We start from the raw sequence: 16,826 nt of genomic DNA, 5'->3' as shown, positions 1-16,826 counted from the left end.
TGTTTATCGGTGTTAGCGTGCCGAACCGCGTTCGTGTTTTTGCTGGTATTTTCGTCCTTTTTTGGGATGAAACTAAGCGTATGGGAAGACATTATGAAAGTAAGACCATCAGTTAAGAAGATCTGTAACAAATGTAAAGTTATTAAAAGAAAAGGCGTTATTCGCGTTATCTGTGAAAACCCTAAACATAAGCAAAGGCAGGGCTAATCATGGCACGTATCCTTGGTGTCGACTTACCTAGAAATAAACGCGTTGAAATCGCGTTGACTTATATTTACGGCATTGGTCGTCCTCGCGCGGCTATGATTTGCAAGCAAGTAGGCATTCCTCACGAATTGAGAACTGAAGGCCTTACGGATGAGCACATTGCTAAAATCCGTGGCATCATCGAGCAAAACTTCAAAGTTGAAGGTGATTTGCGTCGTGAAATCGGTTTGTCTATCAAGCGTCTTATGGACCTCAACTGCTACCGTGGTATCCGTCATCGTAAAGGCTTGCCTGTACGTGGTCAGAACACTCGTTCTAACGCCCGTACTCGTAAAGGTCCTAAGAAGACGGTAGCTAACAAGAAAAAAGCCGTATAAAGGTAACTGACAGATGAATACTGAAAATAAAGCAAAAACAGTTGCTAAGAAAAAAGTTAAAAGAAACGTTCCTCAAGGGAACTGCTATATCCAAGCTGGTTTCGGAAACGTTATCGTTACGATGACTGATCCAAACGGAGCTACGGTGTCTTGGTCCTCTGCTGGACACCTTGGTTTCAAAGGAAGCCGTAAAGGTACTCCTTATGCAGCACAGTCCGCGGCAGAAGACGCTGCAAAAAAAGCTATGGAAGCAGGCATGAAATCTGTGGACGTTTATCTTAAAGGACCAGGCGCTGGTCGTGAACCTGCAATTCGTGCATTGGCAGCAACAGGCATGAGAATCTTGACTCTAAAAGATATCACACCTGTTCCACATAACGGTTGCCGTCCACCTAAGCGTAGAAGAATTTAATAGGAGTATATCGTGAGCTGCATTAACGAAAGCGTTTGTAAGCTTTGCCGTCGCGAAAACGTGAAACTTTTCTTGAAGGGTGATCGTTGTTACACAGATAAGTGTTCTTTCGAAAGAAGACCTTATCCTCCAGGACAACATGGTCAATCTCGTTTGAAGTTCTCTGAATTTGCACTTCAATTGCGTGAAAAACAAAAAACTAAGAGATACTACGGTGTTTCTGAAAAACAATTTGTAAAATATGTATCTGAAGCCAACCGCTCAAAAGAATTGACTGGTACTGCGCTTCTTAAGTTCCTCGAGACAAGACTTGATAACGTTGTCTACTCTTTGGGATATGCTAACTCTCGTCGTGAAGCAAGGCAGCTTGTTAAACACAACCATTTCTTGTTGAATGGTAAGAGAGCTAACATTCCAAGCATCATTGTAAATAAGGGTGACGTTATTACAGTTGCGGAATCAAGCCGCGCAGTTGTTAAGATCCAAGCTGCTATTCAATCAGTAGCACGCAGATCTGTACCAGCTTGGCTTGAAGCTGATCATGCGAAATTCACTGGAACTGTTAAAGATCTTCCAAATCGTGAAGATGTAACAGTAGCAGTTGAAGAGAACATGATCGTTGAATACTACTCAAGATAATTTTACCTCTCGGGGGAAGCATGCAAGAGCACTATTATAAGTTCTGGAGAGAGATGATCAAACCAAAGGGATTTGAGGTTGATCGTGATACTCTTCGTGAAGATTACGCTAAATTCATTATCCGTCCCCTCGAAAGAGGCTTTGGGGTTACTCTTGGTAACTCCCTAAGAAGAATTCTTCTTAGTTCAATGATGGGTTCTGCAATTACAGCTGTTAAGTTTGAAGGCGTATTGCACGAGTTCACTACGATCCCAGACGTTCTTGAGGATGTAACTGACATCATCTTGAACCTTAAAGAAGTTCGCTTTAAACAGTACACTTCTGACTCTGTTACTTTGAAAATCTCTAAAAAAGGTCCAGGTAAAGTAACTGCAGCAGATATCCAAACTTCAGATAAGATCGAGGTTCTAAACCCAGATCACCATCTTGCAACTTTGGGTGCTAATGCAAACTTCAACGCCGAAATCATCGTGAGCTTCGGTCGTGGATATGTACCAGTAGAAAACAGAGAGACTGATCTTCCTGTAGGCTTTATCGGCGTTGACGCTCTTTACAGCCCTATCAGAAAGGTGAACTACAACGTTTCAAATGCGCGTGTTGGTCAAAGAACTGATTACGATGCATTGACTTTGGAAGTTTGGACTGATGGTTCATTGAAACCTGAAGAAGCTGTAGCTCTTTCATCTAAAATCATGAAAGAACAACTTCAGATCTTCCTTACTTTCGATGAAACTATGGAGCCAGCTGAAGAAGCTCGTGAAATGGGTTCTCCTTCATTGAATGAGAACTTGTTCCGCTCTGTAGACGATCTTGAGTTGTCTGTGCGTTCTGCAAACTGCTTGAAAAACGCTAACATCCGTTACATCGGTGAGTTGGTTGTTCGTTCAGAGGCGGAAATGCTTAAGACTAAAAACTTCGGTCGTAAGTCTCTTAATGAGATTAAAGAGATCTTGGGTGAGATGGGACTTAGCCTTGGTATGAAAATCGAAGGCTGGCCACCAGCAGGTTGGGATCCAAGCCAACCACCTCAAAAAAGAGAATCTCAACAGTAATATTTTAAAAGGCATTCTGAGAAATCAGGATGCCTTTCCAATTAAGAATTTCCAATGATGGTGTTCTAAACAGCGATTCCTGCGGGAGTTGCGGGGCAAGGAGCCCTTAAAAGTGACCCCTCGGGGTACTATCGTGCTGATACCTAGTCCGGTCAGTACGTTTAACGGAGAATAAAATGAGCTCACACAGAAGAAGAGTAAAACATTTCGATCGTAAATCTGGCCCAAGAAAAGCTTTGTTGAGAGGTCTTGTAACTTCTCTTATCGAGCACGGCCGCATCACTACAACTGTTGATCGTGCTAAAGAAGTACGTCGTCACGTTGAAAAAGCGATCACTCTTGGTAAAAAAGGTGACTTGGCAACAACTCGTTTGTTGATGTCTCGCTACCCAAATAAAGACGCTGTTGCAGCGATCGTAAAAGATCTTGCTCCACGTTTTAAAACACGCCCAGGTGGTTACACTCGTATCATCAAAATCGGTCGTCGCCCTGGTGACACTGCTGAGATGGCATTCCTTGAGTTCGTAGACTACGATTTCGAAGCTAAAGGCGCAGCTAAAGAAGAAGCGAAAGCGACTAAAGCTGAACCAAAAGCAGCTGCTAAAAAAGCGGCTACTGCGAAAAAAGCATCTACTAAACTTGTAGCGGCTAAGAAAAAGTCTGTTAAAAAGACTCAAAAGAAAGCAAGAGCAGCAGCTCGCGCTTAATTTGAATCTTCAAAATTAAGATTTTCGGGAAAGGCCTTGGGAAACCAAGGTCTTTTTTTTTACCAAAACTCTTCCTGAAATATACGGAATGTTTTTTCGTACAATCGTATTTAAGGTTTTTCTAGCTTGCAAAAAGTACGAGTCACTTTTGGTTGAGAATGTTTTGTTAGACGCAAATGCGCTACCAAAAGTAAGTCCGTACCTTTTGCTGACTCCGAGTCAACGGTTGCTCCATCGTGGGTAATCAACTAAGTTGAGTCCATAGAGGACTTGCTATGAATCAACATCTTAAAGCTATCATCATTGTTGTTATTGTCGGTGCCCTGGGTGTTTGGGGATTTAATCAGCTCTTTGGTTCAAAACCGGTTGAGAACTCTTCTTATGCGACTTTAGAGACGTATGAGAAGGAAGGCGTTCCTAATTTTGAAGCTAAAGATCTCGACGGTCAGTCTTTTGAACTTAAATCCATGGACGGGAAAGTTGTAATTCTGAACTTCTGGGCTTCTTGGTGTGGGCCTTGTATCGAAGAGGTGCCGTCGCTGATCAAGCTTGTGAAAGAGTTTAAAGGGGATGTGCAATTGATCGCGATCTCTGGCGACAGTAAGCTTGAGGATATTCAAGTCTTTATGAAGTCCTTCCCAGAGCTTAAAGATGCCAATATCAAGATCGTCTGGGATCAAGACCGCGCATTCATGAAGCAATTCCAAATTTCGCGTTTGCCTGAATCCATGGTGCTAGGCAAAGACCACAAGCTCGTGAAGAAACTTGTGGGCTCCATTGATTGGTACAATAAAGATTCCGTCGCTTACATAAAATCTCTCTTGGGAAAATAATCAATCTTCGCAGTCGTACTGCAAATCGATTTGCGTTCCTTCGATCAACGGATAAGTGAATTTCAAAACTTTGCCGTCAAGTTTGAGGCCTGAGACATCAAGGCCTCCGACTTTGACTTTAAGACTTTTTGGTTTTGCTTCACATTGCAAAGTCAGTGATGAAAGTGAATTCACGATCTTGTCTTTGAAAGTATTTAAGTTCGCGCTGTAGTCAGCGTCACAAATACTTCCAACACCTCCGTCCGTGAGGCGGGAAGCTTCTGCATAAGTATGACCAAAGTGACTTGGCGATAAATCCACGTCTTGTTCGGCTTCGCAAACCTTGTCGTCAGGTTTTACGATGATCGAACTGAACGTAAAACGAACGTCCTCGCCGAATGTTGATTTCGCGCGATCCACCATTGTTTGCGGATGGTCTTCGGCCTCAAAAGGCTGATAAGCGCCGTCGGCATCCTTTGCTTTCACGTTTTTAGGATCTCCGCCGACAGAGCGTTCGTCTTCATCGGAGATCGCGATAACGGAGATCGCAGCTCCCGGGCGGTAACATGCATGAGAAGATGAATTTTTGAAATTGTCGTGAGTCGCTTTAATCGCGCGCTCGTCGCCGGAGTTCGCTCCACCTATTGTCAGAGTATCGATCGTTGATGTGAAAATTGTATTTAAGTTGGCCGTGCCTTTTTTCAAAAGGTAGGCGGGAGTGCCGGGCGCGGGGACATAGTTAGCCCATGCTAAAGGATTTCCAAAGACCAGAGTGCCGCCGGAAGAAACCCCGCGAGTTGTGGTGATACACATTTGCCAATCGATGTTGCTGGCATCCAAAGAGTTCACGAAAGTCGACATTCTTGCTGCGAGTTTTTTAAGTTCGGGAAGCATTGAGTTTGAGTCGTCGAGCACCAACAAGAAATCCACTTGCTTGTTTCCATAAGCAACCACTTCCGTGGAGGAAATTGTTTTGCTGGGAGGTGGCTCTACAATAGAGGCCTTATCTTCCACGGACACGGGGGCAAAATTCATTTTCGCGCACGCCGTACCTAAAGTGGCAACCACACAGCCCAATGCTAAATTTAGAATCGAAGCTTTCATAAACACCTCAAGTTTCTCTTCGTCAGGCTATCATGAAAACTTATGCTAAAAAAAGAGGCATGACCCAAAAAGTGAGCGAAAATATTAAGTGATAACAGTAAGTTAGGGATTCCGTCGAAGCTCTTTACAGGTCCTGTAGAGAGCTTCGACATTCTTGAGAAACTATTTTGATGGGATCTCACTCGATCATTCTTCGAGCGAACATTTTATCGACGGAATTTTTTGAATTTAGAAACCGAGTTTTTTCTTCAGCTCATCGACAGCTTTCTGTCCTTCTTTTTCAAGAGCTTTTTTGCCTTGGTTCTCTGCATCTTTTTTGGCTTGCTCAACTTTGGATTCAGCTTGTTTTTTCTGATCATCCAATTGAGCTTGCGCCTTTTTTACTTCCTTGTCGAACTGACTGCGAAGTTGACTAAGCTGAGCTTCGACTTGCGCTTTTTGTTTGCCGATCTCTTCGTCAACCATCGCTTGAATTTTTTTGCGAGCTTCGTCGATCTTCGCCTGGATTTGTTTTTCAAATCCTTTTTGCAATTCCGGTCCCAGGTTGGAGTTCACATTCAGCGGAACATTCGGGAACTCGCCTTGGCCGTCAACAGTCAAAGTCACAACAGGAATGCCGGCAAAGACGGCTTTCAAAATCTGATCGGCGATTTCGTTTTTGGATGAAACGGCGTAATCAATTTTTGTGAACTTGTTATCCATGCCCACAGTGATTTTTTTAAGTCCTACGACTTTACCCTCAACGCCAATGGTGCCGTTAGCTTTGTTGAAAGCAATTTGCACGTCCGGAGATTGAACGAGTTCTTTCCCAACGATGGAGTACGAGTCGACTTTCAATTTGTAGTCGATAATGCTTTCAGATTTCGTGTTGTCTAAAGAAAGACGAACTAAGAAACCGAAAATTTGCATACCCGGGAAATCGCCTGCCAAAGTCGCTACGGTTGGTTTACCAATCAAACGTTGATTCGAAGTGATATCTAAAATCTCACCTTTGATGTTCCCCGCTTCAGGAGTAAGGCCCGCTTGAGAACTCACGGCCGTGCGTTTGATCCAGAAAAGCGGATAGGAATTCAGACGGCCGAATTCGTAGCTAATGCCTTTTTCACGAGGGTGAGGCTGGATAACGACTTCTTCGTCCTTCTTATCTTTCTTAAGAAGATTTGGTGGCAAGTATTTATCGGCCATCGCTTTATAGCGATAGAACTTCGCTTTGTACGGAGCTAAGTAGCGATTGAAGACGGCCATCGTCATGGCTTTCGCATCAAGCTTTGGAATGCGGAAGTGTTGTTCCAAAGACTTGATATCGGTCTTCACTTGTTTATCGATCTCTTTGTATTGCGCTTCAAGAGCTTTTAAATCTTTGCTGAGATCGTCGCCAGTGCTTTGCACTTGTTTGTACATAGCATCGCCGTCTTTATACACTTTATCGAGTTCTTGCAAAGACGCCTGCAATTCTTGCGGTGATTTAAAATCCTTGTATTTGATTTTATTCAAACGATCACTCAAGGCCTGAATGTCTTTACTTTGCGGCAACGTCTTAAGGCGAGCATCCCAATTTTGTTGCTTGGCTTTGAGATCCACTTGGAATTTCTCGATCATGGCTTTGGAGGGCAAAGACTCTTGCAGCTTTTGCAATTGCACGTTGGCATCAGCTCCGCCGAGCATTGCAATCACATCGCCAAGAACATTGTCGCCATACTGCTCTTGCGCTTCTTTTAAAGCCTGTTCCTTGAGCTTTTCGGCCATGCCGGGTTCGTTAGAAACGGGCTCTGGTGGTTTTACTTTTCCTGGATGTTTTCTTTTAACGCCGAATTCGATTTGTTCGACAGCGGCTTCGTTCACGACCACTTTGGCGCGAAGAAGCGCATCCCAAAGCATTGAGAAACGGATGTCGCCGATCTTGATTGAGTCATGAGTTGGTTTTTCAGCGTCGGTAACCTCAATGCCTTGCACGCGAAGGCTGGCGTTGAAGAAACTTGTTTCAAGTTTTGCGATGTTCACTTCGGCGCCGACAGCGTTGTATCCGGCCCACTCAAGTGCGCGACGCAAATGACCATCAAAGAAGAAGTGGAAATAAAGTCCGATCACCAAGCAGATGATGACAAAAGGAATGATGGCTTCCCAGCGAATAGGACCCTTGGCTTTTTTTGGTTTCGTAGTTGTTGTCTCTGTCATGTTGTGCCTCTTGTCCTATCCGTAAAGTTCGTCGTACTTTAGGTACCAGTTATAGAATTTCGTAGCGGCAAATGCTTTCCAGACTTTCGTTCCTTTAAAGCGTGCGACAACAGTGGCGCGATACTTGATGATGGCCACTTTAAATCCGAAATAAGCAAAAGGCAGAAGGATGATGGAAACAATCATCGAACCCATCACGATGCTGTTATTAAAACGAGTCATCGGTACAAACGGCATGTTGTACATCGTTGTAAAAAGGGGACGAAGGCTGTCCATCTCAAGAACCGCTTTGCCAAGGTAGTGTGCCGGTTGGTCAAAGAGGTATGCGATGAACTTAAAAAAGAAAGCGGCAAGGAAAGCGGCGCCGATTTGCACACGGAAAATAAAAATAATAAAAAACACGGCGAGAGTTTGAATTGATAAAACAGGAGCAAAGCCCAAGATCAATCCTAAAGAAAGCCCGATCGCCAGTTGATTAGTTCCCGTGTCTGAATTCAGGAGTTTCAGGAAGTTAAAAATCTGCTTCAATAAAAGAGTCACAAATTCCTCCGTCTTTTGGATAAGATTCTAATAAGCATAAATGCAAGGCGGCAAGTAGAAAGCCGACGACAGAGGGAGCAACTTGTCGTAGGATGCCAATGATGCAGTGGGAAACTTTAATCTTAGAAACAGTTCAGTTAGGTGGCAGTATTGTCTTTGTTGAGGACAAGGCTCCGAAGGATCTTTCCGCTTGGATGATGCCTTTTCAATCGCTGTTTTTAGGTGAGATTCCCTTTGTTAAACGTCGTGCTCAAGATCTTCTTTCGGGCCGTTTGCAAACATCGTTTCAGGATCTTGTGATTCTTTTTTCTGAACAAGATGAAATTCTAACGAAACTTAATCCTGTTCTTCAGGGGCAAAGACTTTTACTTTCATCAAATGCAGTGACTGAAAAAAATCCTTTGGTTGATTTTATTTGGTCAGGCTGTGATCTCAAAACTTGGGCGGAGGCTTTGCAGAGGCTTCACGCCGTTTGGAATCAGGTCTCCGCGATTGAAGATTATCAAGGCAGTCATCAAGGGCCTTGCCTGTTTTTAGATCGTGATGATGTCGTTGTAAAAAATGTCCCTTACAATCGTGATCCCGCTCTTGTAGAGCTGATGCCTGGCATTGATGACCTTATAAAGAAAGCACATGCGCAAGGTTTCTGGGTGGCTTTAGTCACAAATCAATCAGGCCTTGGCCGTGGTTGGATTCCTTGGACGGATTATCAGAAGGTGCATCAAAAGATGTTGTCTTTGTTAGCTGAAAAGGGTTGTTGGATTGATGATTGTGTGTGGGCGGGTTTTTACGAAAAAGAGCCGGTGCCACAAGGTCGTCAGTTTGCGGGACTTCGTAAACCGCGCACGGGAATGTTTCAGCTTGTGAATGCAAAACTCAAAGTGAATATGGCAAAATCCGTGATGGTCGGTGATAGCGCTTCAGATCTTCTTGCGGCTTTCGGTGCTGGTGTTGGACACCTTTATTTGCTGTCTTCCGAGAAGCTAGAAAAAGAACAAAAAGATCTTTTGCAGTTCCAATTAAAAAATCCTTCTTTTCAATTTACGGTGGCGAAGGATTTTTCTCAGGTAAAAGTTTAATTAGCAGCGATCTCTGTGGCTTCGACACGGTCTTTACGGCGAAGATAAAAGAAAGCACCCCACAGACTCATCAGGAAGGTTCCCACTTGGAAAGCTGTGATGCTTGTCGGACCAATCTCTGAAGGGTGTCCTGTGTAGAGATTGAATAAGAAATAAAATGCAGCTTGTCCTACCCCCACTCCAGCAGGGGAGATGGGAATGGCTGTTGCCATAAAGCCCAGTGGTGCAACTAGGAAGTAAGTTTTTGCTGGCACTTCATTAAATCCAGCCATGGTGCCTGCAAGATAAAGAAATGTGATGGCGCAAGCTTGGGAAACGAGGCTTAAGAAAATCACAAGAAGAAAGCGTTTTCCATCTTTCCCGTAAAGATGCATGCTCTCATAAAGTTTCATAAACTTTTCTGAAAGAGGAAGTTTGTTGATTAGTTTTTTAAGCCCGCCGTTTTGATAAACCTTCTGAGAAAAAATCAAAGAGAGTGCGATCACAAACGCAACAAAGAGTCCCGCAATAAACCATAGAAGCGTTAGAAGGGCGGGGGTCTTCATGATGTGATTGATGTCGTACACCATCACCACAAGAGCTAAAAGAACCATCGCAAAAAGTCCTAGCACGCGATCCATCAAGACACTGGTCACCGCGACCACTTTGCTGCCGGGATTCTCACGTGTGAAATAATAAGCTTTAATAACGTCACCACCGACTCCACCGGGCATGGCGAAATTAAAGAAGGTGCCGATAAGGCTTAATTTAAAAACCGACCATGGATGCGCGATCATGCCCTGGGAGCGAATGAGAATGCGCCAACGTTCGCTCGCAAAGAAAAGGTTCAGCAGAACTAAAAACAACGCCAAAGCCGCAGCACCAGGAGTGAGCAGATTTTTGAGCGCTGAGAAATTAAGTTTTCCTGATTGGATGAGCCAGAAAATAATACCCGCAGAAAACAGGATTTTTAAAGACTGAACCAGGAGCTTTTTAGATTGCTTAACCATGGTTCAGTCTTACTTGAAAATACCGGGGAACTCTACTTAGAAATGAGTCGTCCAGATTTTTTTAAGGTTCGTAAGGACCGTTTCGAGATTTCTCAATGGCAAAGACGTTGGGCCGTCGCAAAGAGCTTTCTCTGGGTTTGGATGAGTTTCCAAGAAGATACCATCTACACCCACAGCCATTGCAGCGCGAGCCAAAGGCCATACCATTTCGCCACGACCGCCGCTGCTTTCACCAGTTGCACCCGGCAATTGCGTTGAGTGTGTGCAATCCATGATCACAGGGAAGCCAAGGTTGCGCATCTCTACAAGGCCTGTCATATCGTTGATAAGACGGTTGTAGCCGAAAGTCGTTCCGCGCTCGCAAAGAAGGATTTTATCATTCCCTGCGTTCACAGCTTTCTGAGCAATCGCTTTCATATCCCAGGGAGCCAAGAACTGACCCTTTTTGATGTGAATGATTTTTCCTGTTTTTGCCGTTTCAACCAAAAGGTCCGTTTGACGAGACAAGAACGCAGGGATTTGCAGAACGTCTGCCACTTCCGCTGTTTCTTTCACTTGAATAGTTTCGTGCACGTCTGTCAAAAGAGCGCAACCCAATTCGCTTTTGATTTTTTCCAAGCTCTTAAGTGCTGAGTTCACACCAGGACCGCGGAAGCTGGAAGCGCTTTGACGGTTGGCTTTATCGAAAGAACATTTCAAGATCCAAGGAATGCCCAAAGACTTTGTGATTCTTTGGATTTCTTTTCCTGTCTCTAAAACCATTCCTTCATCTTCAATAATGTCAGGGCCTGCGAAAAGAACAAAGTTCTTTCCGTCGCCCCAAGTGATTGTTTCATTGCCTGTCTTCATAACGACAGGCTTTTTAAGAGGGCCGAATCCTGTTCCCATTAAAAGGCTCCTTTAACAGCCGCGATGATTTTATCTTGAGTCGCGTTGTCCATATCAGGGTACATCGGCAAGCTGATTACGTGCTCTGCAGCCCAGCGTGCGATTGGAAGTTCTTGTTTTGGATCTGCTGTGTGTTCTTTGTACCAGGGTTGGTCTGGCATAATACGTGGATAGTGGATGGATGTTGGAACGCCAGCATCAGACATTTTCTTTTGGAAGCCCGCGCGGTCTTTCACAGTCAATGTGTATTGCGCCCAAGCTGATTTGCAAGTGGCATCTACGAACGGAGTTGTGAAGCCTTCAGCTTTAATTGAAGAGAACGCGTCGTTGTAGCGATCAGCTACGCGTTGACGTTGTTCCAATTCCCAGTCGTATCTTTCCATTTTCGCAAGAAGGACCGCGCATTGGATTGTATCCAAACGACCGTTGATACCTAAACGAGTGTGGTAGTAACGAGACTCAGAACCGTGCTCGCGGATTTCTTTGATGATCTTTGCAAGATTGTCGTCGTTTGTGAAGATTGCGCCACCGTCACCGTAGCAACCCAAAGGCTTTGCCGGGAAGAAGCTTGTGCCTGTTGCTGTGGTCATGCTGCCGCTGCGGTGATCTTTGTAACGAGCGCCGAAGCTTTGTGCAGCGTCTTCGATCACGTGCAAGTTATGCTTTTTCGCGATCGCATTGATTTTATCCATGTCAGGCATTTGACCGTAAAGAGACACAGGCATGATCGCTTTTGTGCGAGGAGTGATCGCAGCTTCGATTTTGTTTGGATCAATGTTGAAAGTTTTTGGATCGATATCAACGTAGATTGGTTTTGCGCCAGCAAGAACGATTGTCTCCGCCGTTGCGATGAAAGAGAAGGCTGTCGTTATAACTTCGTCACCTTGGCCGATTCCCAAAGCCATCAATGGAACCCACAACGCATCCGTACCGTTTGCGATTGTAAGACAGTGTTTTGTTCCAACGTATTTTGCAAGAGTTTGCTCAAGCTCAACAACTTCAGGTCCGTTTACGTACGCACCGTGCTCAAGAACTTTGTGGATGCGAGAGTCGATAGACGTCTTCAAAGCTTTGTATTGAGATTTAAGATCGATAAAAGGAATAGACATTAATAGCCTCCAAAAATAGTAAATTGAAACATGAAAAAGTATCCTCCTCTTCGAGGGAAATGTCTATCAGGACAAGGCTTTACGGCTTTGGGTCGAGAGCTTTTTGGCCAGTGTTGTGAAAGTGCCACGGCCCTTTGTTTACAAAAGTCCTCAGTTTTTTGACGAATCGAGCCAAGGTGTGACTATAATTACGCACTCTCGGTGTTTGGTGATATAGATTATGAACTCAGCTCGGAGGTAATTTTGATCCCGGTAATACTGTCAGGGGGAAGTGGAACACGTCTTTGGCCCGTTTCTCGCCAGCATATGCCTAAACAATTTTGTGATATTTTTGGCCAACCACTTCAGACTTTGACGTTGCAAAGATGTTTGAGGATGGGGTCTCCGTGGATTGTGACGTCCAAGGCTTTGCAAACTTTGACGGAGCTGAATCTAAAACAGAACCAAGCAGACAGTGTGCGCGTGGTCTATGAGCCGATGGGTAAAAATACGGCGCCAGCTATTGCGGCTCTTTGCAAACTTTTAGTATCGCAACGAAAAGGCGGCGAGATTGTCGGTATCTTTCCTTCCGATCATTTGATTAGCAAAGAAGAAGCGTTTTTGAACGTGGTTTCTTTTGCAAAAACGGTGGCCGAAGAGAACCGTGTTGTGACTTTGGGAATTACTCCGTCTTATCCAGAAACAGGTTACGGCTATATTCAAACCCGCGCGGTGAGCCTTAAAGAAAAAGGGCCTTTGAAAGCGTATTCGGTGGTGAAGTTTCATGAAAAACCGGATCTGCAAAAGGCCAAAGAATTTATTGCGCAAGGAAGTTTTAGCTGGAATGCGGGCATCTTTGTTTTCAAAGTTTCTCACATGGTGAGCCTTTTTGAAAAACATCAGCCGGAGTTGTGGAAACATATTTCAAGTCTTAAAGACGATTCTTCCAACTTGGAAGACGTGTATTCGAAAGTTCAAAGCATTTCTATCGATTATGCCATCATGGAAAAACTGGGCGGTGACGAGCTGGCTTGTATTCCTGCGGAGTTCGGGTGGAGTGATGTGGGCTCTTGGGATGCAGTTGCGTCTTTACAAAAAGGCCACGAGATTTTGAACGTCAAAGGTCAGGACAATTTTGTTTTTGGAGATGCCGGGAAAAACTATTCCATGATCGGCATGGAAGATGTGATTCTTGTTGATACCAAAGATGCCTTGATGCTGGTGAAAAAAGGGCAGTCACAAGACGTGCGCCATGTTGTTGAGGCTTTGACTCAACAAAAATCTTCTTTGGTGAAAGAGCATGTTTATGAATATCGTCCTTGGGGTTATTTTGAGATTCTGAAAGACACGGAGTTTTTTAAATCCAAAGTGATTCGTGTGAATCCGCACTCTCAGATCTCGTATCAATCGCATGCTAAACGTGAAGAGCATTGGACGATCACGCGGGGCTCTGGTGAAGTCGTTTTAAATGATGAGGTGATTCCTGTGAAAGCCGGAAGCCATATCCATATTCCACTTGGTGCGAAACATCGCATTCGCAACAATACGGATGCGGTTCTTGAATTCGTGGAAGTTCAATTGGGATCTTATTTTGGTGAGGATGATATCATCCGTTACCAGGATGATTATCAAAGAAAGTAATTTTTGAAATTTTGGTTGAGACGGCATTTGATGCGAGTCTCAACCAAAAGTAAGTCTGTATATTTTATTTTTTCTTCTCGGCCTGAACTTCGGCCAAAGCTTTACGAACGGATTCTTCTTCCTCTGGCAAATCAACATCTTCTTCGTCGTGATCCGGTGTTACCTCTTGCAATGTAGGGTTCTTCGCAGCACTGCCAGTAAGGTCTTTATGGTAGGCGTAGATGATGCCGCCTTCTTTGAAGGTCGTGATCATTTTGTTGATGATTCCAGGCGCTACTGCAGGACAACCCCAGCTTCTTCCCAAACGACCGCGAGCTTTCACGTAATCTTCAGAAACATAGTTGGCAGCATGAACGACAATGTCGCGTTCTGCCGCGTTGCTGTTCGAGCCTTCGAGGCCATAAAGATTTAAAGATTCTCCGTGACCACCGTAGTAAGTGTTGCCACCGACGTAAAGACCTAAAGAAGACATCTTAGATCCGTCTACATTTGAAAACTTTGCGGCCACATTGACGCCAGAACCTTTGCCATGGGCCACGAAATGTTTGGACACGGCTCCGGTTTTAAGATTCAAAACATAAAGACGACGCTCGCTAGATGGTTTTGAGAAGTCGATGATCGCAAGTGATTCTTCTTTAATCGTAACTTCGCGGTCGTCCATATAGGTCTTGGTTTTTTCGCGAATTTTAGCCTTCACGCGAATGGTTTTACCTGCGTTCACATCAAGAAACTCAAAAGCTCTTTGCATTGCCGGTTCAGGCACTCCCTGTTTTTTAAACATGTCGTAAATGCGCGTGCCATTGACTTTAATATCATAGAGGCTTTCGGCGAAACTATTGAGGCTTAGAAGAGTGATCGTCAAGATGCTTAGAATTTTGATCATGGCAGGTCCTTATCTGTTCACGTTCAACACGAAGGGAACGTATACAAGGGACATGCCATTCAATTTGGACCCATAGTATTTCTAGCTTCGAGCTGGCGAAAGCGCAGGTGACGTTAATGGGCCTTTTGCCCAAAGGTTTGACGGGCGTCCTCTGAGATTCCACCAATGCTGCGGGTGCTGTGAAATAGCAGCTTTTTAAAAAACAATGTTGTCGATAATTTATGACGAGGAGTAAAAAAATAAAAAGGAGTTTTTATGAAGTCTATTTTAGGCGCATTGGTTTTACTTACTTCTTCTATGGCATTTGCTGCAAAAACATATCAAGTGACGGGTCCTGTCGTTGAAGTGACTGACAGCAAGATCATCGTAGAAAAAGGCAAAGATAAATGGGAGATCGAAAAAACGGCGGCTACGAAAGTGACTGGCGATCTTAAAGTCGGAGAGAAAGTGACGATTGAGTACACGATGGCTGCCGACAAAATCGAAGTGAAAGAATCTAAAAAGAAAAAGTAAAAGTTTCGTAACGTCTTTGTAATTTTAAAGAGGAAGTTTTTTTGGAACTTCCTCTTTTTTTTTATCCGCTTTAGATCTCATGCTACTGGATTGGCTTCTTAAAAATCCGAAATCTATCTTCGTTTTATTTAATCCGTTTTAGAGGGAATGGCATTGCCCGATTTCGGGGCAGTCAGTAGATTCTCAAGCTGTTTAATAACAGGAAAGCGAGTGCGTATGAGAATTCTAGTGAAGACTCTTGTATCGATTTTCATTGCTGCTCACATCACGATGATGGTGACAAGCGGGCTGCCAGATCGAAGCGTGATAGGACAAAGAATTTTAAATCACCTGCGCGATTATCAGGTGTTTTTTGGCTTGGATCAGACGTGGAGTATGTTTGCTCCGAATCCTTCGTCTGTGAATTCGTATTTGGATGCGACAATCACGTTTAAAGATGGTTCAACAGAGAAGTGGACTTTTCCGCGTTCGTCTCAACTGAGTGACTGGGATCGTTTCACCGGGGGAGAACGGTTTCGAAAATATCAGCAGGAAAATTTAAAAGCGATGGAGCGAAATGAAATCTGGCTTGATCTTGGGCATTTTCTTGAAAAAGAAGTGAACAGAATTGAACGCTCCGGCCGCGGTCGCGTGTTTGAGCAGGCGCAGTTTTATCGTCACTTCAATACAGTGAAACCTCCGACGGAGCAGTTCATTGAGCATGGAAAACTAAGCACAAACTTTCAAACGGAATCTGTTTTTCAATACAAACCCACAGAGCAGGTAAGACATGAAGCTAAAAACGATCACTAAATCTCTTGATGATTTTTTCTTTCTACCGCAACCGGTTTACAGCGTGGCTTTGCTTCGCATTGCCTTGGGTCTTATTTTGCTTCTGAACTGGTTGAGCATTTGGAAAAACCTGGATTTATTTTGGGGCGTGGATGGTATCTTGAGTCTGGATACGGCAGTGAAATATTCAGGAGCCATGCGCTTTAATCTTTTTGAGTTTCTGCCGAATGATCCGCGTGTGCCGGCACTGATGGCGGTCTTGCATCTTATCGGTGTTATCGGTATGACTTTGGGATTTTTTACTCGCGCATCGTTGGTTTTGGCTTTCTTTACTTTGCTGTCGTTTCATAATCGCAACGCCTTTATATTGAACAGCTCGGATATGGTGGTGCGAAACTTTTTGTTTCTGCTGTTCTTTGCTCCTTCGGGAGAAGCGTTTTCGTTGGATCGGTGGATGGCGAAGGTGCGAGGTCTTGTGCAAGATAAGCCCGCAGAGAGAAGTCCTTGGGCTTTGCGCTTGATGCAGATCCAGTTTTCAATAATTTACATCGCGACGGTGATGTTTAAGATGAAGGGCCCTTCATGGGCGGATGGGACGGCTGTCTATATAGCCACTCGCTTGGATGAGTTTGTACGTGTGCCGTTGGATCTTTTAAATAGTCTTATGGTGATCAAATTTTTAACCTGGTCGACGTTGGTGATTGAGTTTTCTTTAGGGACGCTCGTATGGATCAGGGAGCTTCGTTATTGGGTGCTGTTAGCCGGAGTGGCGTTGCATCTGGGAATCGAATATACGATGAGCATACCGCTGTTTGAGTGGATTATGATTGTCGCAATGATTTGTATAATTGATTCAAGGGATATCGAAGTTCTGATAAATAAAGTAAAAATATTCCGCCAAGAAAGACTTAAAGAAGCCACGGTATAAGTTGATAGTGAAAAGCCCCGC

The 16,826-nt window shown here is 44.2% G+C and carries 19 protein-coding genes; 12 read left to right on the top strand and 7 right to left on the bottom strand.

The window, feature by feature from the left end; translation table 11 throughout:
* The first annotated feature begins 93 nt into the window (after positions 1 to 93).
* From rpmJ to ACLSSO_RS13865, 7 genes are all read left to right on the top strand, one after another.
* A complete protein-coding gene (rpmJ, locus tag ACLSSO_RS13895) occupies positions 94 to 207 on the top strand; it encodes a 50S ribosomal protein L36 (RefSeq protein ID WP_080683743.1) in 114 nt (37 codons plus the stop codon).
* 2 nt (positions 208 to 209) lie between these two features.
* On the top strand, positions 210 to 584 hold the full coding sequence (gene rpsM / locus ACLSSO_RS13890) for a 30S ribosomal protein S13 (protein WP_295905258.1): 375 nt from the start codon (positions 210 to 212) through the stop codon (positions 582 to 584).
* Between the two features lie 13 nt (positions 585 to 597).
* Positions 598 to 996 carry a 30S ribosomal protein S11 gene (rpsK, locus tag ACLSSO_RS13885; RefSeq protein ID WP_340592606.1) on the top strand — a complete coding sequence of 133 codons (399 nt, stop codon included), beginning with the start codon at positions 598 to 600 and terminating at the stop codon, positions 994 to 996.
* A gap of 12 nt (positions 997 to 1,008) precedes the next feature.
* Positions 1,009 to 1,635 carry a 30S ribosomal protein S4 gene (gene rpsD / locus ACLSSO_RS13880; protein WP_295905262.1) on the top strand — a complete coding sequence of 209 codons (627 nt, stop codon included), beginning with the start codon at positions 1,009 to 1,011 and terminating at the stop codon, positions 1,633 to 1,635.
* Positions 1,636 to 1,655: 20 nt separating this feature from the next.
* Positions 1,656 to 2,687, top strand: coding sequence for a DNA-directed RNA polymerase subunit alpha (locus ACLSSO_RS13875; protein ID WP_295905263.1), 1,032 nt, complete (start codon positions 1,656 to 1,658; stop codon positions 2,685 to 2,687).
* Positions 2,688 to 2,863: 176 nt separating this feature from the next.
* Complete coding sequence (rplQ, locus tag ACLSSO_RS13870; protein WP_295905265.1) at positions 2,864 to 3,394, top strand: 50S ribosomal protein L17; 531 nt, start codon at positions 2,864 to 2,866, stop codon at positions 3,392 to 3,394.
* 275 nt (positions 3,395 to 3,669) lie between these two features.
* Positions 3,670 to 4,227, top strand: a complete 558-nt coding sequence (locus ACLSSO_RS13865) for a TlpA family protein disulfide reductase (RefSeq protein ID WP_295905266.1) — start codon at positions 3,670 to 3,672, stop codon at positions 4,225 to 4,227.
* Here ACLSSO_RS13865 and ACLSSO_RS13860 read toward each other — a convergent pair whose 3' ends face one another.
* The 3 genes from ACLSSO_RS13860 to ACLSSO_RS13850 form a co-directional block, all read right to left on the bottom strand.
* Positions 4,228 to 5,310, bottom strand: coding sequence for a hypothetical protein (locus tag ACLSSO_RS13860; protein ID WP_413943176.1), 1,083 nt, complete (start codon positions 5,308 to 5,310; stop codon positions 4,228 to 4,230).
* A gap of 228 nt (positions 5,311 to 5,538) precedes the next feature.
* Positions 5,539 to 7,485: a TIGR03545 family protein gene (locus ACLSSO_RS13855; protein ID WP_413943175.1), complete on the bottom strand. Its 1,947-nt coding sequence runs from the start codon at positions 7,483 to 7,485 to the stop codon at positions 5,539 to 5,541.
* A gap of 15 nt (positions 7,486 to 7,500) precedes the next feature.
* Positions 7,501 to 8,025 carry a TIGR03546 family protein gene (locus tag ACLSSO_RS13850; RefSeq protein ID WP_295904077.1) on the bottom strand — a complete coding sequence of 175 codons (525 nt, stop codon included), beginning with the start codon at positions 8,023 to 8,025 and terminating at the stop codon, positions 7,501 to 7,503.
* 98 nt (positions 8,026 to 8,123) lie between these two features.
* Here ACLSSO_RS13850 and ACLSSO_RS13845 point away from each other — a divergent pair, with 98 nt between their 5' ends.
* The gene (locus ACLSSO_RS13845) at positions 8,124 to 9,104 is read left to right on the top strand and encodes a D-glycero-alpha-D-manno-heptose-1,7-bisphosphate 7-phosphatase (protein WP_295904078.1); all 981 of its coding nucleotides are present in this window, start codon (positions 8,124 to 8,126) and stop codon (positions 9,102 to 9,104) included.
* On the opposite strand, the gene ACLSSO_RS13840 is transcribed toward ACLSSO_RS13845, so the two are convergent.
* The 3 genes from ACLSSO_RS13840 to ACLSSO_RS13830 are packed head-to-tail and all read right to left on the bottom strand — an operon-like array spanning position 9,101 to position 12,090.
* Positions 9,101 to 10,093 carry a lysylphosphatidylglycerol synthase transmembrane domain-containing protein gene (locus ACLSSO_RS13840; RefSeq protein WP_295904081.1) on the bottom strand — a complete coding sequence of 331 codons (993 nt, stop codon included), beginning with the start codon at positions 10,091 to 10,093 and terminating at the stop codon, positions 9,101 to 9,103. The two genes, ACLSSO_RS13845 and ACLSSO_RS13840, sit on opposite strands and share 4 nt — an antisense overlap.
* Positions 10,094 to 10,129: 36 nt before the next feature.
* A complete protein-coding gene (kdsA, locus tag ACLSSO_RS13835) occupies positions 10,130 to 10,981 on the bottom strand; it encodes a 3-deoxy-8-phosphooctulonate synthase (RefSeq protein ID WP_413943174.1) in 852 nt (283 codons plus the stop codon).
* The gene (locus ACLSSO_RS13830) at positions 10,981 to 12,090 is read right to left on the bottom strand and encodes a DegT/DnrJ/EryC1/StrS family aminotransferase (RefSeq protein ID WP_413943173.1); all 1,110 of its coding nucleotides are present in this window, start codon (positions 12,088 to 12,090) and stop codon (positions 10,981 to 10,983) included. The genes kdsA and ACLSSO_RS13830 overlap by 1 nt, the downstream gene beginning before the upstream one ends.
* A 201-nt stretch (positions 12,091 to 12,291) precedes the next feature.
* On the opposite strand from ACLSSO_RS13830, the gene ACLSSO_RS13825 reads away from it, so the two are divergent.
* On the top strand, positions 12,292 to 13,710 hold the full coding sequence (locus ACLSSO_RS13825; protein ID WP_413943172.1) for a mannose-1-phosphate guanylyltransferase/mannose-6-phosphate isomerase: 1,419 nt from the start codon (positions 12,292 to 12,294) through the stop codon (positions 13,708 to 13,710).
* Positions 13,711 to 13,774: 64 nt separating this feature from the next.
* Here ACLSSO_RS13825 and ACLSSO_RS13820 read toward each other — a convergent pair whose 3' ends face one another.
* Complete coding sequence (locus ACLSSO_RS13820; RefSeq protein ID WP_413943171.1) at positions 13,775 to 14,593, bottom strand: murein L,D-transpeptidase catalytic domain family protein; 819 nt, start codon at positions 14,591 to 14,593, stop codon at positions 13,775 to 13,777.
* Between the two features lie 255 nt (positions 14,594 to 14,848).
* Here ACLSSO_RS13820 and ACLSSO_RS13815 point away from each other — a divergent pair, with 255 nt between their 5' ends.
* The 3 genes from ACLSSO_RS13815 (at position 14,849) to ACLSSO_RS13805 (ending at position 16,805) form a co-directional block, all read left to right on the top strand.
* Entirely contained in the window at positions 14,849 to 15,106 is a 258-nt protein-coding gene (locus tag ACLSSO_RS13815; protein WP_413943170.1) for a hypothetical protein, read from the top strand.
* A gap of 228 nt (positions 15,107 to 15,334) precedes the next feature.
* Positions 15,335 to 15,898 (top strand): hypothetical protein, encoded by a 564-nt coding sequence (locus ACLSSO_RS13810; protein WP_413943169.1) that lies wholly within the window; start codon positions 15,335 to 15,337, stop codon positions 15,896 to 15,898.
* Positions 15,876 to 16,805 carry an HTTM domain-containing protein gene (locus ACLSSO_RS13805; protein ID WP_413943168.1) on the top strand — a complete coding sequence of 310 codons (930 nt, stop codon included), beginning with the start codon at positions 15,876 to 15,878 and terminating at the stop codon, positions 16,803 to 16,805. Before ACLSSO_RS13810 ends, ACLSSO_RS13805 begins: the two co-directional genes overlap by 23 nt.
* The last annotated feature ends 21 nt before the right edge of the window (positions 16,806 to 16,826 follow it).

It is taken from the genome of Bdellovibrio sp. HCB-162 (assembly GCF_047344985.1).
Lineage (GTDB): Bacteria > Bdellovibrionota > Bdellovibrionia > Bdellovibrionales > Bdellovibrionaceae > Bdellovibrio.
This window is presented reverse-complemented; position numbering and strand designations above follow the sequence as displayed.

Bases quoted from the DNA above. Each gene is read 5' to 3' on its own strand.
- ACLSSO_RS13820 (WP_413943171.1), bottom strand. From the start codon at position 14,593: ATGATCAAAATTCTAAGCATCTTGACGATCACTCTTCTAAGCCTCAAT.
- ACLSSO_RS13840 (WP_295904081.1), bottom strand. From the start codon at position 10,093: ATGGTTAAGCAATCTAAAAAGCTCCTGGTTCAGTCTTTAAAAATCCTG.
- ACLSSO_RS13830 (WP_413943173.1), bottom strand. From the start codon at position 12,090: ATGTCTATTCCTTTTATCGATCTTAAATCTCAATACAAAGCTTTGAAG.
- ACLSSO_RS13855 (WP_413943175.1), bottom strand. From the start codon at position 7,485: ATGACAGAGACAACAACTACGAAACCAAAAAAAGCCAAGGGTCCTATT.
- rplQ (WP_295905265.1), top strand. From the start codon at position 2,864: ATGAGCTCACACAGAAGAAGAGTAAAACATTTCGATCGTAAATCTGGC.
- ACLSSO_RS13865 (WP_295905266.1), top strand. From the start codon at position 3,670: ATGAATCAACATCTTAAAGCTATCATCATTGTTGTTATTGTCGGTGCC.
- ACLSSO_RS13845 (WP_295904078.1), top strand. From the start codon at position 8,124: ATGATGCAGTGGGAAACTTTAATCTTAGAAACAGTTCAGTTAGGTGGC.
- ACLSSO_RS13875 (WP_295905263.1), top strand. From the start codon at position 1,656: ATGCAAGAGCACTATTATAAGTTCTGGAGAGAGATGATCAAACCAAAG.
- kdsA (WP_413943174.1), bottom strand. From the start codon at position 10,981: ATGGGAACAGGATTCGGCCCTCTTAAAAAGCCTGTCGTTATGAAGACA.
- ACLSSO_RS13860 (WP_413943176.1), bottom strand. From the start codon at position 5,310: ATGAAAGCTTCGATTCTAAATTTAGCATTGGGCTGTGTGGTTGCCACT.
- ACLSSO_RS13815 (WP_413943170.1), top strand. From the start codon at position 14,849: ATGAAGTCTATTTTAGGCGCATTGGTTTTACTTACTTCTTCTATGGCA.
- rpsM (WP_295905258.1), top strand. From the start codon at position 210: ATGGCACGTATCCTTGGTGTCGACTTACCTAGAAATAAACGCGTTGAA.
- rpsK (WP_340592606.1), top strand. From the start codon at position 598: ATGAATACTGAAAATAAAGCAAAAACAGTTGCTAAGAAAAAAGTTAAA.
- rpmJ (WP_080683743.1), top strand. From the start codon at position 94: ATGAAAGTAAGACCATCAGTTAAGAAGATCTGTAACAAATGTAAAGTT.
- ACLSSO_RS13805 (WP_413943168.1), top strand. From the start codon at position 15,876: ATGAAGCTAAAAACGATCACTAAATCTCTTGATGATTTTTTCTTTCTA.